General features: G+C 40.6%; 10 protein-coding genes. 9 read left to right on the forward strand and 1 reads right to left on the reverse strand.

Annotated features, from left to right (window positions below; all coding sequences use genetic code 11):
* Positions 1-91: 91 nt before the first annotated feature.
* Positions 92-1,810 carry a phospho-sugar mutase gene (locus tag B7698_RS09640; protein ID WP_084865528.1) on the reverse strand — a complete coding sequence of 573 codons (1,719 nt, stop codon included), beginning with the start codon at positions 1,808-1,810 and terminating at the stop codon, positions 92-94.
* 153 nt (positions 1,811-1,963) lie between these two features.
* Between B7698_RS09640 and B7698_RS09645 the strand changes: the two genes are divergently transcribed.
* The 9 genes from B7698_RS09645 (at position 1,964) to serB (ending at position 15,405) form a co-directional block, all read left to right on the forward strand.
* Positions 1,964-3,865 (forward strand): ABC-F family ATP-binding cassette domain-containing protein, encoded by a 1,902-nt coding sequence (locus tag B7698_RS09645; RefSeq protein WP_084865530.1) that lies wholly within the window; start codon positions 1,964-1,966, stop codon positions 3,863-3,865.
* A gap of 88 nt (positions 3,866-3,953) precedes the next feature.
* Positions 3,954-5,912: an NAD-dependent DNA ligase LigA gene (gene ligA, locus B7698_RS09650; RefSeq protein ID WP_084865532.1), complete on the forward strand. Its 1,959-nt coding sequence runs from the start codon at positions 3,954-3,956 to the stop codon at positions 5,910-5,912.
* A 113-nt stretch (positions 5,913-6,025) separates the two neighbouring features.
* On the forward strand, positions 6,026-8,305 hold the full coding sequence (gene pulA, locus B7698_RS09655; RefSeq protein ID WP_084865534.1) for a type I pullulanase: 2,280 nt from the start codon (positions 6,026-6,028) through the stop codon (positions 8,303-8,305).
* 68 nt (positions 8,306-8,373) lie between these two features.
* Positions 8,374-8,664: a hypothetical protein gene (locus B7698_RS09660; protein ID WP_192855138.1), complete on the forward strand. Its 291-nt coding sequence runs from the start codon at positions 8,374-8,376 to the stop codon at positions 8,662-8,664.
* Positions 8,665-9,082: 418 nt separating this feature from the next.
* The gene (gene glgB / locus B7698_RS09665) at positions 9,083-11,011 is read left to right on the forward strand and encodes a 1,4-alpha-glucan branching protein GlgB (RefSeq protein WP_084865538.1); all 1,929 of its coding nucleotides are present in this window, start codon (positions 9,083-9,085) and stop codon (positions 11,009-11,011) included.
* Complete coding sequence (locus B7698_RS09670; protein WP_084865540.1) at positions 11,001-12,143, forward strand: glucose-1-phosphate adenylyltransferase; 1,143 nt, start codon at positions 11,001-11,003, stop codon at positions 12,141-12,143. The genes glgB and B7698_RS09670 overlap by 11 nt, the downstream gene beginning before the upstream one ends.
* Positions 12,133-13,272: a glucose-1-phosphate adenylyltransferase subunit GlgD gene (gene glgD / locus B7698_RS09675; protein ID WP_084865541.1), complete on the forward strand. Its 1,140-nt coding sequence runs from the start codon at positions 12,133-12,135 to the stop codon at positions 13,270-13,272. The genes B7698_RS09670 and glgD overlap by 11 nt, the downstream gene beginning before the upstream one ends.
* Positions 13,269-14,702, forward strand: a complete 1,434-nt coding sequence (gene glgA / locus B7698_RS09680; protein ID WP_084865543.1) for a glycogen synthase GlgA — start codon at positions 13,269-13,271, stop codon at positions 14,700-14,702. The genes glgD and glgA overlap by 4 nt, the downstream gene beginning before the upstream one ends.
* A 58-nt stretch (positions 14,703-14,760) precedes the next feature.
* Entirely contained in the window at positions 14,761-15,405 is a 645-nt protein-coding gene (gene serB / locus B7698_RS09685; protein WP_084865545.1) for a phosphoserine phosphatase SerB, read from the forward strand.
* Positions 15,406-15,407: the final 2 nt, after the last annotated feature.

The raw sequence follows: 15,407 nt of genomic DNA on the forward strand, positions 1-15,407 counted from the left end.
GATAAGTCTAGTATGCCATAAAGTTTCTAAAATTGCTTAGATTTGATACGAAAAAAAGATGAGATTGGTTTTTCTCATCTTTTATAGGATTTTATTTTACAAAAGCATTGATTTCTGCTTCGATGTTAGCAATCTTAGCTTGTGATTCTTCGTTGGTTTCCCCTACAACTGCAATGTAGAACTTGATTTTTGGTTCTGTCCCTGAAGGGCGAACAGCAATCCATGAACCGTCAGCAAGTGTGTATTTCAAAACATCACTTGGAGGAGTTGTCAAGTTTGTAACAGTACCGTCAGCAGCAGTAGCTGTTTGAGCCTTGAAGTCTTCTACAACAGTGATAGTTGTTGCATTCCATTCTTTCGGAGCATTGTTACGGAATTTAGCCATAATCGCTTTGATTTGTTCAGCACCATCAACACCTGAAAGGGTAACAGAGATAGTTTTTTCTGCGTAGTAGCCGTATTCTTTGTAGATTTCTTCGATACCGTCAGCAAGTGTCAAACCACGAGAACGGTAGTAGGCAGCAAGTTCAGCAACGACAAGAACGGCTTGGATAGCATCTTTATCGCGAACGAATGGTTTAATCAAGTAACCGAAGCTTTCTTCAAATCCCATCATGTATGTGTGATTGTGTTTTTCTTCGAATTCTTGGATTTTTTCAGCGATAAATTTGAAACCTGTCAAAACGTTGAACATGGTTGCACCGTAGCTTTCAGCAATCTTCGTTACCAAGTCAGTTGATACGATAGATTTACATAGGGCTGCATTTTCAGGAAGAGTTCCAGCGTTTTTGTGGGCCTCCAAGATGTATTTAGCCATGATAGCACCGATTTGGTTACCTGATAGGTTGAGGTAGCTACCATCTTTTTGAAGAACTTCAACACCAACACGGTCAGCATCAGGGTCAGTTGCGACAAGAACGTCTGCACCAACTTGACGACCAAGTTCTTCAGCAAGTGCAAAGGCTGCTTGGCTTTCTGGGTTTGGAGATTTTACAGTTGAGAAGTCTGGGTCAGGAGTTGCTTGTGCTTCAACGACTTGAACAGAGTCAAATCCTGCTTGGGCAAGAGCGCGACGAGCCAACATTTCACCAGTACCATGAAGTGGTGTGTAGACAATTTTCATGTCTTTACCAAATTCTTCAATCAAGGCTGGGTTGATGTTTACGTCCTTAACCTCTTTAAGGTATTCTACGTCAACAGCTTCGCCGATAACTTCAATCAAGCCAGAAGCTTTTTCAGCTTCCACATCAGCAACTTCTACCGCAAATGGGTTTTTGATTGCACGGATATAAGTAGTCAAAGCATCTGCATCGTGTGGAGGCATTTGTCCACCGTCTTCACCGTAAACCTTGTAACCGTTAAATGGTGCAGGGTTGTGACTGGCTGTGACCATGATACCTGCGAAACAGTTGAGATGACGAACCGCAAATGAGAGTTCTGGAGTTGGACGGAGGCTTTCAAATACATAAGATTTGATGCCGTGTTTAGCAAGAACTGCCGCAGATTCAAAGGCAAACTCAGGTGAGAAGTGACGGCTATCGTAGGCAATTGCAACACCACGTTCTTTTTCGTTTCCACCTTTAGACTCAATCAAACGAGCCAATCCTTCAGTAGCTTGGCGAACAACGTAGATGTTGATGCGGTTTGTCCCAGCACCAATCAAGCCACGCATACCTGCAGTACCAAATTCAAGGTTTGTATAGAAGGCATCTTCCTTCGTTTTTTCATCCATATTTTCCAAATCTTGACGAAGGTAGTCAGGAAGCTCCGCAAAATCAACCCATTTCTGGTAATTTTCTTGGTAAGACATTAAAATTCTCCTTTTTGTAAATTGTTTTAACCGTTCACATTATAGCACTTTTTAGCATTTTAGTAAATCGGTAGCATAATTTTCAGAAAAGTGGTGTCATATGCCGGTTTATCAAGTCTTGAATGCCTTAGGGAAACATGCTATACTGTTTGTATGATTATTTTACAAGCTAATAAAATTGAACGTTCTTTTGCAGGAGAAGTTCTTTTTGATAATATTAACCTACAAGTTGATGAACGAGACCGGATTGCCCTTGTTGGGAAAAATGGTGCCGGGAAGTCTACTCTTTTAAAGATCTTGGTTGGAGAAGAGGAGCCAACTAGTGGAGAAATCAATAAGAAAAAAGATATTTCTCTGTCTTACCTAGCCCAAGATAGCCGTTTTGAGTCTGAAAATACCATCTACGATGAGATGCTTCATGTCTTTGATGACTTGCGTCGGACGGAAAAACAACTTCGTCAGATGGAGTTGGAGATGGGAGAAAAGTCTGGTGATGATTTGGATAAACTGATGTCAGATTACGACCGCTTATCTGAGAATTTTCGCCAAGCAGGTGGCTTTACCTATGAAGCTGATATTCGAGCGATTTTGAATGGATTCAAGTTTGACGAGTCTATGTGGCAGATGAAAATTGCTGAGCTTTCGGGTGGTCAAAATACTCGTTTGGCACTTGCTAAAATGCTTCTTGAAAAGCCAAATCTCTTGGTCTTGGACGAGCCAACCAACCACTTGGATATCGAAACCATTGCCTGGCTAGAAAATTACTTGGTAAACTATAGCGGTGCACTCATTATTGTCAGTCACGACCGTTACTTCTTGGACAAGGTTGCAACAATTACGCTGGACTTGACCAAGCATTCCTTGGATCGCTATGTGGGTAACTACTCTCGTTTTGTCGAGTTGAAGGATCAAAAACTAGCAACTGAGGCAAAAAACTATGAAAAGCAACAAAAGGAAATTGCAGCTCTAGAAGACTTTGTCAATCGCAATCTAGTCCGAGCTTCAACGACCAAACGTGCCCAATCTCGACGCAAACAACTGGAAAAAATGGAGCGTTTGGACAAGCCGGAAGCTGGTAAGAAATCAGCCAACATGACCTTCCAGTCTGAAAAAACGTCTGGTAATGTTGTATTGACTGTTGAAGATGCTGCTATAGGCTATGATGGGGAAATATTGTCACAACCTATCAACCTAGACCTTCGTAAGATGAATGCTGTTGCCATCGTTGGTCCAAATGGTATTGGCAAGTCAACCTTTATCAAGTCTATTGTGGACCAGATTCCTTTTATCAAGGGTGAGAAGCGCTTTGGCGCTAATGTTGAAGTTGGTTACTATGACCAAACCCAAAGCAAGCTGACACCAAGTAATACTGTACTGGATGAACTTTGGAATGATTTCAAATTGACACCGGAAGTTGAAATCCGTAACCGTCTTGGTGCCTTCCTTTTCTCAGGAGATGATGTTAAAAAATCAGTCGGCATGCTGTCTGGTGGGGAGAAAGCTCGTTTGCTTTTAGCTAAATTGTCTATGGAAAACAACAACTTTCTAATCCTTGACGAGCCAACCAACCACTTGGATATTGATAGCAAGGAAGTGCTAGAAAATGCCTTGATTGACTTCGATGGAACTCTTCTATTCGTCAGCCATGACCGTTACTTTATCAACCGTGTGGCAACTCATGTTTTGGAATTGTCTGAGAATGGCTCGACTCTCTACCTTGGAGACTACGACTACTATGTTGATAAGAAAGCAGAAGTAGAAATAACTCAGGCTGAGGAAGCTTCAACTATCAACCAAGCAAAAGAAGTAAGTCCAGTTAATGACTATCAAGCTCAGAAAGAAAGTCAAAAAGAAGCTCGCAAACTCATGCGACAAATCGAAAATCTAGAAACTGAAATCGAAGAGTTAGAAAGTCAAAGCCAAGCTATTTCTGAACAAATGTTGGAAACAAACGATGCCGACGAACTGATGGAATTACAGACTGAACTGGATAAAATCAGCCATCGTCAGGAAGAAGCTATGCTTGAGTGGGAAGAATTATCGGAGCAGGTGTAAAAATATTTCTTTTTTACAATCAAAACTTATCATTTTTTTCCGCCCTTCTCGTTTGTGAGGAGGGCTTAGTTTATGGTAAAATGGTTTTATGAATAAAAGAATGAATGAGTTGGTCGCCTTGCTCAATCGCTATGCGACTGAGTACTATACCAGCGATAATCCCTCGGTTTCAGACAGTGAGTATGACCGCCTTTACCGTGAGTTGGTCGAGTTAGAAACTGCCTATCCAGATCAAGTGTTAGCAGACAGTCCGACCCATCGTGTTGGTGGCAAAGTCTTAGATGGTTTTGAAAAATACAGTCATCAGTATCCTCTTTATAGTTTGCAGGATGCTTTTTCACGTGAGGAGCTTGAAGCTTTTGACGCGCGTGTTCGTAAGGAAGTGGCTCATCCAACCTACATTTGTGAGTTGAAAATCGATGGCTTATCTATCTCGCTGACTTATGAAAAGGGGATTCTAGTTACAGGTGCAACACGTGGAGACGGTTCTGTTGGGGAGAATATCACGGAAAACCTCAAACGTGTTAAGGATATTCCTTTGACTTTGCCAGAAGAACTAGATATCACAGTTCGTGGGGAATGTTATATGCCACGCGCTTCTTTTGACCAGGTAAACCAAGCTCGCCAAGAAAACGGAGAGCCTGAATTTGCCAATCCTCGTAATGCGGCAGCAGGAACCCTGCGTCAGCTGGATACAGCAGTAGTTGCCAAGCGTAATCTTGCAACGTTTCTCTATCAAGAAGCCAGCCCTTCAACTCGAGATAGTCAAGAAAAAGTGTTGAAGCACCTTGAACAACTAGGTTTTGTAGTCAATCCTAAGCGAATCTTGGCAGAAAACATAGATGAAATCTGGAATTTTATCCAAGAAGTAGGAAAGGAACGGGAAAATCTGCCTTATGATATCGATGGGGTGGTGATCAAGGTCAATGACCTAGCAAGCCAAGAAGAACTCGGTTTTACCGTCAAGGCTCCAAAGTGGGCAGTAGCCTACAAGTTTCCTGCTGAGGAAAAAGAAGCCCAACTCTTATCAGTTGATTGGACAGTTGGTCGTACGGGTGTTGTAACCCCAACTGCGAATCTAACACCAGTACAACTAGCTGGTACAACTGTTAGCCGTGCGACTCTGCACAATGTGGATTATATTGCTGAAAAAGATATCCGTAAAGACGACACGGTTATCGTATATAAGGCTGGTGATATCATCCCTGCCGTTTTACGTGTGGTAGAGTCCAAACGGATTTCTGAAGAGAAACTAGATATTCCAACAAACTGTCCAAGTTGTAACTCTGACTTGTTGCACTTTGAGGATGAAGTGGCCCTTCGTTGTATCAATCCACGTTGTCCTGCCCAAATCATGGAAGGTTTGATCCACTTTGCTTCTCGAGATGCCATGAATATTACAGGCCTTGGTCCATCTATTGTTGAGAAGCTCTTTGCTGCTAATTTAGTCGGGGATGTGGCGGATATTTATCGTTTGAAAGAGGAAGATTTCCTCCTTTTAGAGGGGATTAAGGAAAAGTCTGCTTCTAAACTGTATCAGGCCATCCAAGCATCTAAGGAAAACTCAGCTGAGAAACTCTTATTTGGTTTGGGAATTCGCCATGTCGGAAGCAAGGCCAGTCAGCTTTTACTTCAACATTTTCACTCGATTGAAAATCTGGCCCAGGCAGATCCAGAGGAAGTGGCTAGTATTGAAAGTCTGGGTGGTGTGATTGCCAAGAGTCTCCAGACTTATTTTGCGACAGAAGGCTCTGAAATTCTCCTCAGAGAATTGAAAGAAGCTGGGGTCAATCTGGATTATAAAGGTCAGACAGTAGTAGCGAATGCAGCCTTGTCAGGTTTAACAGTTGTATTGACTGGCAAATTGGAACGGCTCAAGCGCTCAGAAGCTAAAAGCAAACTAGAAAGTCTGGGTGCCAAAGTGACAGGCAGTGTTTCTAAAAAGACCAATCTCGTCGTGGCAGGAGCAGATGCTGGAAGTAAACTGCAAAAAGCACAAGAACTTGGTATTGAGGTTCGAGATGAAGCTTGGCTAGAAAGTTTGTAATAATCGTTTTAAATCAGAGTTTAGACAGTATAACTAGTTTGTTAATCGGGACAAAATCGGTCAAGAATTTATTAGTGAAATAGAAAGAAAATAAGAATTAAAAGGAAAAAACAATGTATAACTACCCTATGCGTATTCATTACCATCGTAAGAATGGAGAATACGACACTTGCTCATTTGTGAAAAGTCAGGACCAGCGGATTGATTTGCTGAGCTACAAAGAAGATTATTTTGGCGCTTTATTTAGTTTTGAACACCCAAGCGCTCATCCCTTAGAAAGCTTGAATTTTGTGGTTCATACAGGCCAAACTAGTAAAGAATATGCTATCCGTTTTAATCACTATCCCCTCTTAACAGAGGTCTGGATTTTGGAAGGGGATGATAGAATTTATTATTCTGAAAATCCTGCTATTGCCAGTCCTTTCTATAAGAATCAAAATCCTTTTGCTTTTGACAAGGCTATCAATAGCGCTAGTTTTGACCACCACTGGGGCTACCAAGGTGAATTGGGTTGCCGTGTAGAGGACAATCAGGCCTATTTTGCCCTTTGGGCTCCAACAGCGACAGAAGTGCAGGTTGTTGTTTATGAATCAGCTACTAATGATGCACCTGTTTGGAAAACATTTGATATGGAAAGAGGCAATAGCTACTCTTATAACCATAAGGACAATACTATTGGTGTCTGGAGTTTGGATGTTGAGGAAGATTTGACTGGTAAGGCTTATCAGTATCAAGTCCAATTCCCTCATCACCAAACAGTGACACGCGACCCATACACTATCGCGACCAGTCCTGATGGCAAACGATCAGCTATCCTGAACCATGAAGAAAAGCAAGTTGAAAGCTTCGAGGTTAAACACGGTGCTGATGCTACTTGGCGTTTGACAAATCCATGTAAGGCAGTTATTTGTGAAATGCACATTCGTGATTTGACCAAATCACCGACCTCAGGTGTAGATGAACATCTTCGAGGAACTTTCTTGGGTGCTGCCCAGACTGGAACGGTTAACCAGTACGGTCAGTCAACTGCTTTTGATTACATCAAGAAGCTGGGATATAATTATGTTCAGTTGCAACCAATTGCAGACCGTCACAAAGAATACGATGAGGATGGGAATGTAACCTACAACTGGGGTTATGACCCACAAAACTATAACGCACCAGAAACGAGCCTTTCAACCAATCCTGAGGATCCTGCTCAGGTTATTCGTGATTTGAAGACCATGGTTCAAGCCTATCACGATGCGGGTATTGGTGTCATTATGGATGTGGTCTATAACCATACCTTCTCAGTTGTTGATGCACCTTTCCAAACAACTGTCCCTGATTACTATTATCGTATGAATCCAGACGGTACCTTCCAGAATGGAACGGGTGTTGGAAATGAAACAGCCAGTGAACACGAAATGTTCCGCAAGTATATGATTGATTCCCTCTTATACTGGGTGCAGGAATACAATATTGACGGCTTCCGTTTTGATTTGATGGGGATTCATGATGTTAAGACCATGCAAATGATTCGTCAGAGCTTGGATGAAATTGACCCTAACATTATCCTTTATGGAGAAGGTTGGGATATGGGAACAGGTCTTGCACCTTATGATAAGGCTAAGAAGGACAATGCCTACCAGATGCCAAATATTGGTTTCTTTAATGACAATCAGCGTGATGCTGTCAAAGGTGGAGAAGTTTATGGTGCTATCAAGTCAGGTTTTGTTAGTGGTGCTGCTACAGAGCCAATTCTTGCCAAAGCAATTCTAGGCAGTCGTGAATTAGGAACCTATACACATCCAAATCAAGTGCTTAACTATGTAGAGGCCCATGACAATTACAATCTTCACGATTTGTTGGCAACCCTACATCCAGACCAAAGTTCAGAGCAAATCATGCGAAAGGTTGAGACAGCCACAGCCATGAACCTACTCATGCAAGGGATGGCCTTTATGGAAATCGGTCAAGAATTTGGTCGTACCAAACTGGTTGCGACTGGTGAAAATGGTGAGCTGACCCATGATGATAGAGAACGTACTATGAATAGCTATAATGCTCCTGATAGTGTGAATCAAGTCAACTGGGACTTGATTAATGAGCGTCAAGATAGTATTGAGTTTATCCGTCAGATGATTCGATTGAAGACAGAAAGCAGTGCCTTTTCTTACCCAACTTATGATGAGATTTACCATCATGTTTTTGTTCATTCAGCCCATGAACATAGTGGTTGGATTGTCTATGAGATTCAAGGGGAAGACCATTTACTGGTTGTATTTAATGCTAAAGGGCAAAACTTCCAGTTTGAAAATGCTGGAAATCTAGAACTATTGGTGACCAATAGCCATTTAAGTGATAAAGACATGGTTGGTGGCGTCAGTGCCAGCGTCTTTAAAGTTTTGTAGAATAGATTTACAATTTTATTTTTTGTATGATTATATCAGAATATTTTTAAAAAATTAAAGGCTTTTCTATGGGTAGTGATGTTTTTTTTGATTATTTTTTGAAATCAATTAGGTTTCATCTTGGTGATAGGTGTAAGGATATTGGATTTATAGAGTTTATTAAAGATGAAAATAATAGTTTTATTATTATTATAAAGGATTATATTTTAGAATCATTAGTGGTGTTGTCAAATATTTTGAGTAAGGAGAGGATTGTGTTTTCTTGTGGGGTTATTCATAGTAAGGGGGGAGTTACTGGAGTAGAAGTATGTATGAATGTATTAGAGTTAGAAAGATTAAATAATTTGTATAAGATATAGTTTTGAAGAATATTAAAAAACATAATGGCAACTGTCTATGTAGGATGTGTGCAGTTTATAGTATCAGTGTTTCCTAACGAAGTAAAGTATAGTGCGTTATACTTTACTTGGAAGTGGTGCCGAAAATATGCTAAACTACTAAAAAAACAATAAAATCAGGAGATTCGTTTCCTGATTTATTTTTTTACTTAAAATTATATTTTTGTTAGCTAAATAACGAACTTTATGATAGTATTATTAAAAAACAATTCGTTTTCAAATCGTTTCTGAAAATTTCTTGATTTACAAGTGAACACATCAGTGAATTTGTTGAAGACTTTCAAAAGATTTTTTTGCAAATTCCGTAATTTACTTGAATCTTCCCTAAAAAGGTAGTATAATAAATCTATAGAAAACGCTTACAGAATCAGGAGGGTGTATGGATAAGAAACAAGCTTTAGAAACCTTTGTGACAGGTGAAAATTTTCACCTCCAGCACTATCTGGGAGCTCATAGGGAAGAAAAAAATGGAGAGTATGGCTATACTTTTCGTGTGTGGGCGCCTAATGCTCAGGCTGTTCACTTGGTAGGGGATTTCACCAATTGGGTTGAAAATCAAATTCTGATGGAACGGAATGAATTTGGAGTATGGGAAGTCTTTACCAGCCTTGCTCAAGAAGGCCAAATTTATAAGTACCATATCACACGTGCAAATGGTCATCAGCTGATGAAGATTGACCCTTTGGCTGTACGATATGAGGCACGACCTGGTACTGGGGCTATTTTAACAGAAATCCCAGAGAAAAAATGGAAGGATGGCCTCTGGCTAGCCCGTAGAAAACGCTTGAGCTTTGAAGAGCGTCCTGTCAATATTTATGAGGCTCATGCTGGCTCTTGGAAGAGAAATCCGGATGGCAGCCCCTATAGTTTTGCTCAATTGAAAGATGAACTCATTCCTTACTTGGTTGAGATGAATTATACTCACATTGAGTTTATGCCCCTGATGTCTCACCCACTAGGTTTGAGTTGGGGCTATCAGCTTATGGGTTACTTTGCTCTAGAGCATGCCTATGGTCGTCCTGAAGAGTTTCAAGATTTTGTTGAGGAATGTCACTTAAACAATATAGGTGTTATTGTAGACTGGGTACCTGGTCACTTTACTATCAATGATGATGCCTTGGCCTATTATGATGGAACACCGACTTTTGAATACCAAGACCATAATAAGGCTCATAACTACGGTTGGGGAGCTCTCAATTTTGACCTTGGAAAGAATGAAGTCCAGTCTTTCTTGATTTCTAGTATTAAGTTTTGGATTGACTTTTACCATTTGGACGGTATTCGCGTGGATGCAGTTAGCAACATGCTCTATCTTGACTACGATGATGCTCCATGGACACCTAATAAAGATGGTGGCAATCTCAACTATGAAGGTTATTATTTCCTTCAACGCTTGAATGATGTGATTAAACTAGTTCATCCAGACGTTATGATGATAGCTGAGGAAAGTTCTTCAGCTACTCAGATTACTGACACCAAGGATTCAGATGGTCTAGGATTTGACTACAAATGGAATATGGGTTGGATGAATGACATTCTCCGATTCTACGAAGAAGATCCGATTTATCGTAAATACGACTTTAACCTGGTGACTTTCAGCTTTATGTACGTCTTCAAGGAGAATTATCTCCTACCATTCTCACACGATGAAGTGGTTCATGGCAAGAAGAGTATGATGCACAAGATGTGGGGAGATCGCTACAATCAATTCGCAGGCTTGCGCAATCTCTACACTTACCAAATTTGTCATCCTGGTAAGAAATTGCTCTTCATGGGTAGTGAATATGGGCAATTCCTAGAATGGAAATCTGAAGAACAGTTGGAGTGGTCTAACCTAGAAGATCCAATGAATGCTAAGATGAAGTATTTCACTTCTCAGCTAAATCAGTTTTACAAAGACCACCGCTGTCTGTGGGAAATTGATACCAGCTATGATGGTATTGAAATCATTGATGCGGATAATCGAGACCAGAGTGTTCTTTCTTTCATCCGTAAGGGTAAGAAGGATGATATGTTAGTCTGTATCTTTAATATGGCACCTGTTGAACGAAAAGATTTTACAATCGGACTTCCTGTTGCAGGGATTTACGAAGAAGTCTGGAATACTGAGTTAGAAGAGTGGGGAGGCGTTTGGAAAGAACATAATCAAACTGTGCAAACGCAAGAAGGACTATGGAAAGATTATGAGCAAACCTTGACCTTTACCCTACCGGCTATGGGAGCAAGTGTTTGGAAAATCAAACGCCGCTTGAAACCTACTAAAACCGTCACAAGTAAAAACCAAAAAGGAGTAGAAAATGAAGAATGAAATGTTAGCTTTGATTCTTGCTGGTGGGCAAGGAACTCGTCTCGGTAAACTCACTCAAAGCATTGCAAAACCAGCTGTGCAATTTGGTGGGCGCTACCGTATCATTGACTTTGCTCTTTCAAACTGTGCCAACTCAGGCATCAACAATGTTGGAGTCATTACACAGTACCAACCACTTGCTCTCAACAACCATATCGGGAATGGTTCAAGCTGGGGACTAGATGGTATCAATTCTGGTGTCTCTATTCTTCAACCTTATTCTGCAAGTGAAGGAAATCGTTGGTTTGAGGGGACTAGCCACGCCATTTACCAAAATATTGATTATATCGACAGTGTAAACCCTGAGTATGTCTTGATTCTGTCTGGGGACCATATCTACAAAATGGATTATGATGATATGCTCCAGTCTCACAAAGATAATAATGCTAGTTTGACAGTCGCAGTTCTTGATGTTCCTCTGAAAGAAGCTAGCCGTTTTGGTATTATGAACACAGATGCCAATAACCGCATTGTTGAATTTGAAGAAAAACCAGCTCAGCCTAAATCTACCAAAGCTTCTATGGGAATCTATATCTTTGATTGGCAACGTCTCCGCAATATGCTCGTTGCTGCTGAAAAGAGCAATGTCGATATGTCAGACTTTGGTAAAAATGTCATTCCAAATTACCTTGAGTCAGGTGAAAGTGTTTATGCTTATGAATTTAATGGTTACTGGAAAGACGTTGGTACGATTGAATCGCTTTGGGAAGCTAACATGGAATATATTTCACCAGAAAATGCCTTGGATAGCCGTAACCGTCAATGGAAGATTTACTCAAGAAACTTAATTTCACCACCAAACTTCCTTGGGGCAAATGCTCATGTGGAAGATTCCTTGGTTGTCGATGGCTGTTTCGTAGATGGAACTGTTAAACATTCTATCCTCTCAACAGGTGCGCAAGTTCGCGAAGGGGCAGAGGTTCTTGATTCAGTTATCATGAGTGGAGCAATTGTTGGTCAGGGAGCTAAAATCAAACGTGCCATTATTGGTGAAGGTGCAGTTATTTCTGATGGTGTCGAAATTGATGGAACAGAAGAAGTACAAGTTGTAGGATATGATGAAGTAGTGGGGGTAGCAACAGATGAAGATTGATAAATATTCTGCCATTTTAGGAAACACAGTTGGTTTTCATGATATGTCAACACTGACAGACCACCGTCCAGTAGCTAGTTTGCCATTTGGAGGTAAATATCGTTTGATCGACTTCCCGCTTTCAAGTCTTGCTAATGCTGGTGTACGTAGTATTTTCGGTATTTTCCAACAAGACAATATCAGTTCAGTCTTTGACCATATCCGTTCTGGTCGTGAGTGGGGATTGTCAACTCTTCTTAGCCACTACTATCTAGGTATTTACAATACCCGTGTGGAAAGTAGTACAGTTGGAAAAGAATACTACCAACAGCTTCTTACTTATTTGAAACGTTCCGGCTCAAACCAAACAGTGTCACTTAACTGTGATGTTTTGATTAATATTGATTTGAACCAAGTTTTCCACCTACACAGTACAACAAAAGGGCCTATCACTGTAGTTTATAAAAAACTACCTAAAAAAGATATTTCGGAAGTAAATGCAATCTTGGAAGTGGATGAAACAGACCATGTCCGTTCTCATAAACTCTTTGATAACAAATCAACAGATGAAGTTTACAATATGTCCACAGATATCTTTGTCGTTGATACACCTTGGTTGATTGAACGCTTGGAAGAAGAAGCCAAGAAAGAACATCCAGAGAAGTTGCGCTATGTATTACGGGATTTAGCTGCTAAAGAAGGAGCCTTTGCCTACGAGTACACAGGTTATCTAGCAAATATTCATTCTGTAGAGTCTTATTACCAAGCTAATAAAGATATGCTTGAATCCCAAAAATTCTACTCTCTCTTTACTCCAAACCAAAAGATTTATACAAAGGTCAAAAACGAAGAACCGACCTACTATGCTAAAACATCTAAGGTAAGTACATCTCAGTTTGCTTCAGGTAGTATTGTTGAAGGTCAAGTGGCTAATTCTGTTTTATCACGTAATATTCATGTCCATAAGGATAGCTTGGTTAAAGATAGCATCTTATTCCCTCGTGTTGTTATTGGAGAAGGTGCTCAGGTCGAATATGCTATCTTGGACAAGGGTGTGGAAGTTGCGGATGGAGTTGTGATCCGTGGAACTGCAGAACATCCAGTTGTGGTTAAGAAAGGTGCTAAAGTAACAGAGGATATTCATTCATGAAAATTTTATTTGTAGCAGCTGAGGGTGCACCCTTTTCAAAAACAGGTGGTTTGGGAGACGTCATTGGCGCTCTTCCAAAATCACTGGTAAAAGCGGGACATGAAGTTGCAGTAATTCTCCCCTACTATGACATGGTAGAGGCTAAATTTGGAAATCAGATTGAAGATGTTCTTCATTTTGAGGTGAGTGTTGGTTGGCGCAGGCAGTACTGTGGAATTAAGAAAACAGTCTTAAACGGTGTGACCTTCTACTTTATTGACAATCAATATTATTTCTTCCGTGGGCATGTTTACGGTGATTTTGATGACGGAGAACGCTTTGCTTTCTTCCAACTGGCTGCCATTGAGGCTATGGAAAGAATTGACTTTATTCCTGACCTTCTCCATGTTCATGACTACCATACAGCTATGATTCCTTTCTTGTTGAAGGAAAAATACCGTTGGATTCAAGCCTATGAGGGCATTAAAACAGTTTTAACCATTCATAATTTGGAATTCCAGGGACAATTTTCAGAAGGAATGTTGGGTGATTTGTTTGGAGTTGGCTTTGAACGTTACGCTGATGGCACCCTTCGCTGGAACAACTGTCTGAACTGGATGAAGGCAGGTATTCTCTATGCGGATCGTGTTTCAACTGTCTCGCCTAGCTATGCCCATGAAATTATGACCAGTCAGTTTGGATGTAGCTTGGATCAGATTCTTCGAATGGAGTCTGGTAAGGTATCTGGTATCGTGAATGGGATTGATGCTGACCTGTATAATCCTCAGACGGATGCTCTTTTAGACTATCATTTCAATCAGGAAGATTTGTCTGGGAAGGCCCAAAACAAGGCAAAATTGCAAGAAAGAGTTGGTTTGCCAGTTAGAGCTGATGTTCCTCTGGTGGGAATTGTTTCTCGTTTGACACGCCAAAAAGGTTTTGATGTGGTGGTCGAAAGTCTTCACCATATCTTGCAAAATGATGTTCAGATTGTTCTTTTGGGAACTGGCGATCCAGCCTTTGAAGGAGCTTTCTCATGGTTTGCTCAAATCTATCCAGACAAGCTATCAGCAAATATCACTTTTGATGTCAAACTAGCTCAAGAAATCTACGCCGCTTGTGACCTCTTCCTCATGCCAAGTCGTTTTGAACCATGTGGCTTGTCTCAAATGATGGCTATGCGTTATGGAACCTTGCCATTGGTCCATGAAGTTGGTGGCTTGAGAGATACCGTTCGCGCTTTCAATCCAATCGAAGGAAGCGGTACTGGCTTTAGCTTTGACAATCTATCTCCTTACTGGTTGAATTGGACTTTCCAAACAGCTTTGGACTTGTATAGAAACCATCCTGATATTTGGAGAAATCTACAAAAACAAGCTATGGAGTGTGATTTCTCATGGGATACAGCCTGCAAGTCATACCTTGACTTGTACCATAGTTTAGTTAATTAATAGATAAAATCGTATGATGATTTCATACGATTTTTGGGCTATTTAGAGAGGAGGAGTGATGTCTCAAGTAAAAGGCTTGTGTGTTATGGATGTTGATGGAACCTTAATCCTAGAAGAAGTAATTGATTTGTTGGGAAGAGAGGCAGGTCGTGAGGAGGAAATTTCGCAGATTACAAGTCGGGCAATGCGAGGAGAGTTAGACTTTGAAAGCAGTTTAAGCAAAAGAGTTTCCTTGCTGGAAGGTCTTCCTGTCTCTGTATTTGATAAAGTTTTCGACTCTATTCATCTAACGTCAAATGCCCAGGAGTTCATTTCCATTCTCCAAAAGAATGGAATTCTAGTTGGTCTGGTGTCTGGTGGCTTTACACCAATAGTTGAGAAACTAGCTAAATCCCTTGGTATTGCCTATTTTTCTGCCAACCAACTTGAAGTCAAAGATGGTCTTTTAACTGGAAAATTGATTGGACAAATTATAAGTCCTGAGATCAAAAAAGAGACTCTGGAAAAATGGAGAAAGGAGCTGCAACTTCCTAGAGAAAGAACTGTTGCAATCGGAGATGGGGCTAATGACTTATTAATGTTGAAGTCTGCGGGGCTAGGAATCGCATTTTGTGCCAAAGAAGTGCTGAAAAAAGAAATACCGAATCATGTTGACAAGAGGGATTTTTTAGAAGTTCTTCCTTTGATTGACTATTTAGAATGAGG

The sequence above is a fragment of the Streptococcus mitis genome (assembly GCF_002096855.1).
GTDB classification, from domain to species: Bacteria; Bacillota; Bacilli; order Lactobacillales; family Streptococcaceae; genus Streptococcus; species Streptococcus mitis_Y.

Excerpts from the sequence above, each read along its gene's own strand:
- glgA (WP_084865543.1), top strand. The coding sequence starts at position 13,269 with ATGAAAATTTTATTTGTAGCAGCTGAGGGTGCACCCTTTTCAAAAACA.
- B7698_RS09670 (WP_084865540.1), top strand. The coding sequence starts at position 11,001 with ATGAAGAATGAAATGTTAGCTTTGATTCTTGCTGGTGGGCAAGGAACT.
- glgB (WP_084865538.1), top strand. The coding sequence starts at position 9,083 with ATGGATAAGAAACAAGCTTTAGAAACCTTTGTGACAGGTGAAAATTTT.
- pulA (WP_084865534.1), top strand. The coding sequence starts at position 6,026 with ATGTATAACTACCCTATGCGTATTCATTACCATCGTAAGAATGGAGAA.
- ligA (WP_084865532.1), top strand. The coding sequence starts at position 3,954 with ATGAATAAAAGAATGAATGAGTTGGTCGCCTTGCTCAATCGCTATGCG.
- B7698_RS09645 (WP_084865530.1), top strand. The coding sequence starts at position 1,964 with ATGATTATTTTACAAGCTAATAAAATTGAACGTTCTTTTGCAGGAGAA.
- serB (WP_084865545.1), top strand. The coding sequence starts at position 14,761 with ATGTCTCAAGTAAAAGGCTTGTGTGTTATGGATGTTGATGGAACCTTA.
- B7698_RS09660 (WP_192855138.1), top strand. The coding sequence starts at position 8,374 with ATGGGTAGTGATGTTTTTTTTGATTATTTTTTGAAATCAATTAGGTTT.
- B7698_RS09640 (WP_084865528.1), bottom strand. The coding sequence starts at position 1,810 with ATGTCTTACCAAGAAAATTACCAGAAATGGGTTGATTTTGCGGAGCTT.
- glgD (WP_084865541.1), top strand. The coding sequence starts at position 12,133 with ATGAAGATTGATAAATATTCTGCCATTTTAGGAAACACAGTTGGTTTT.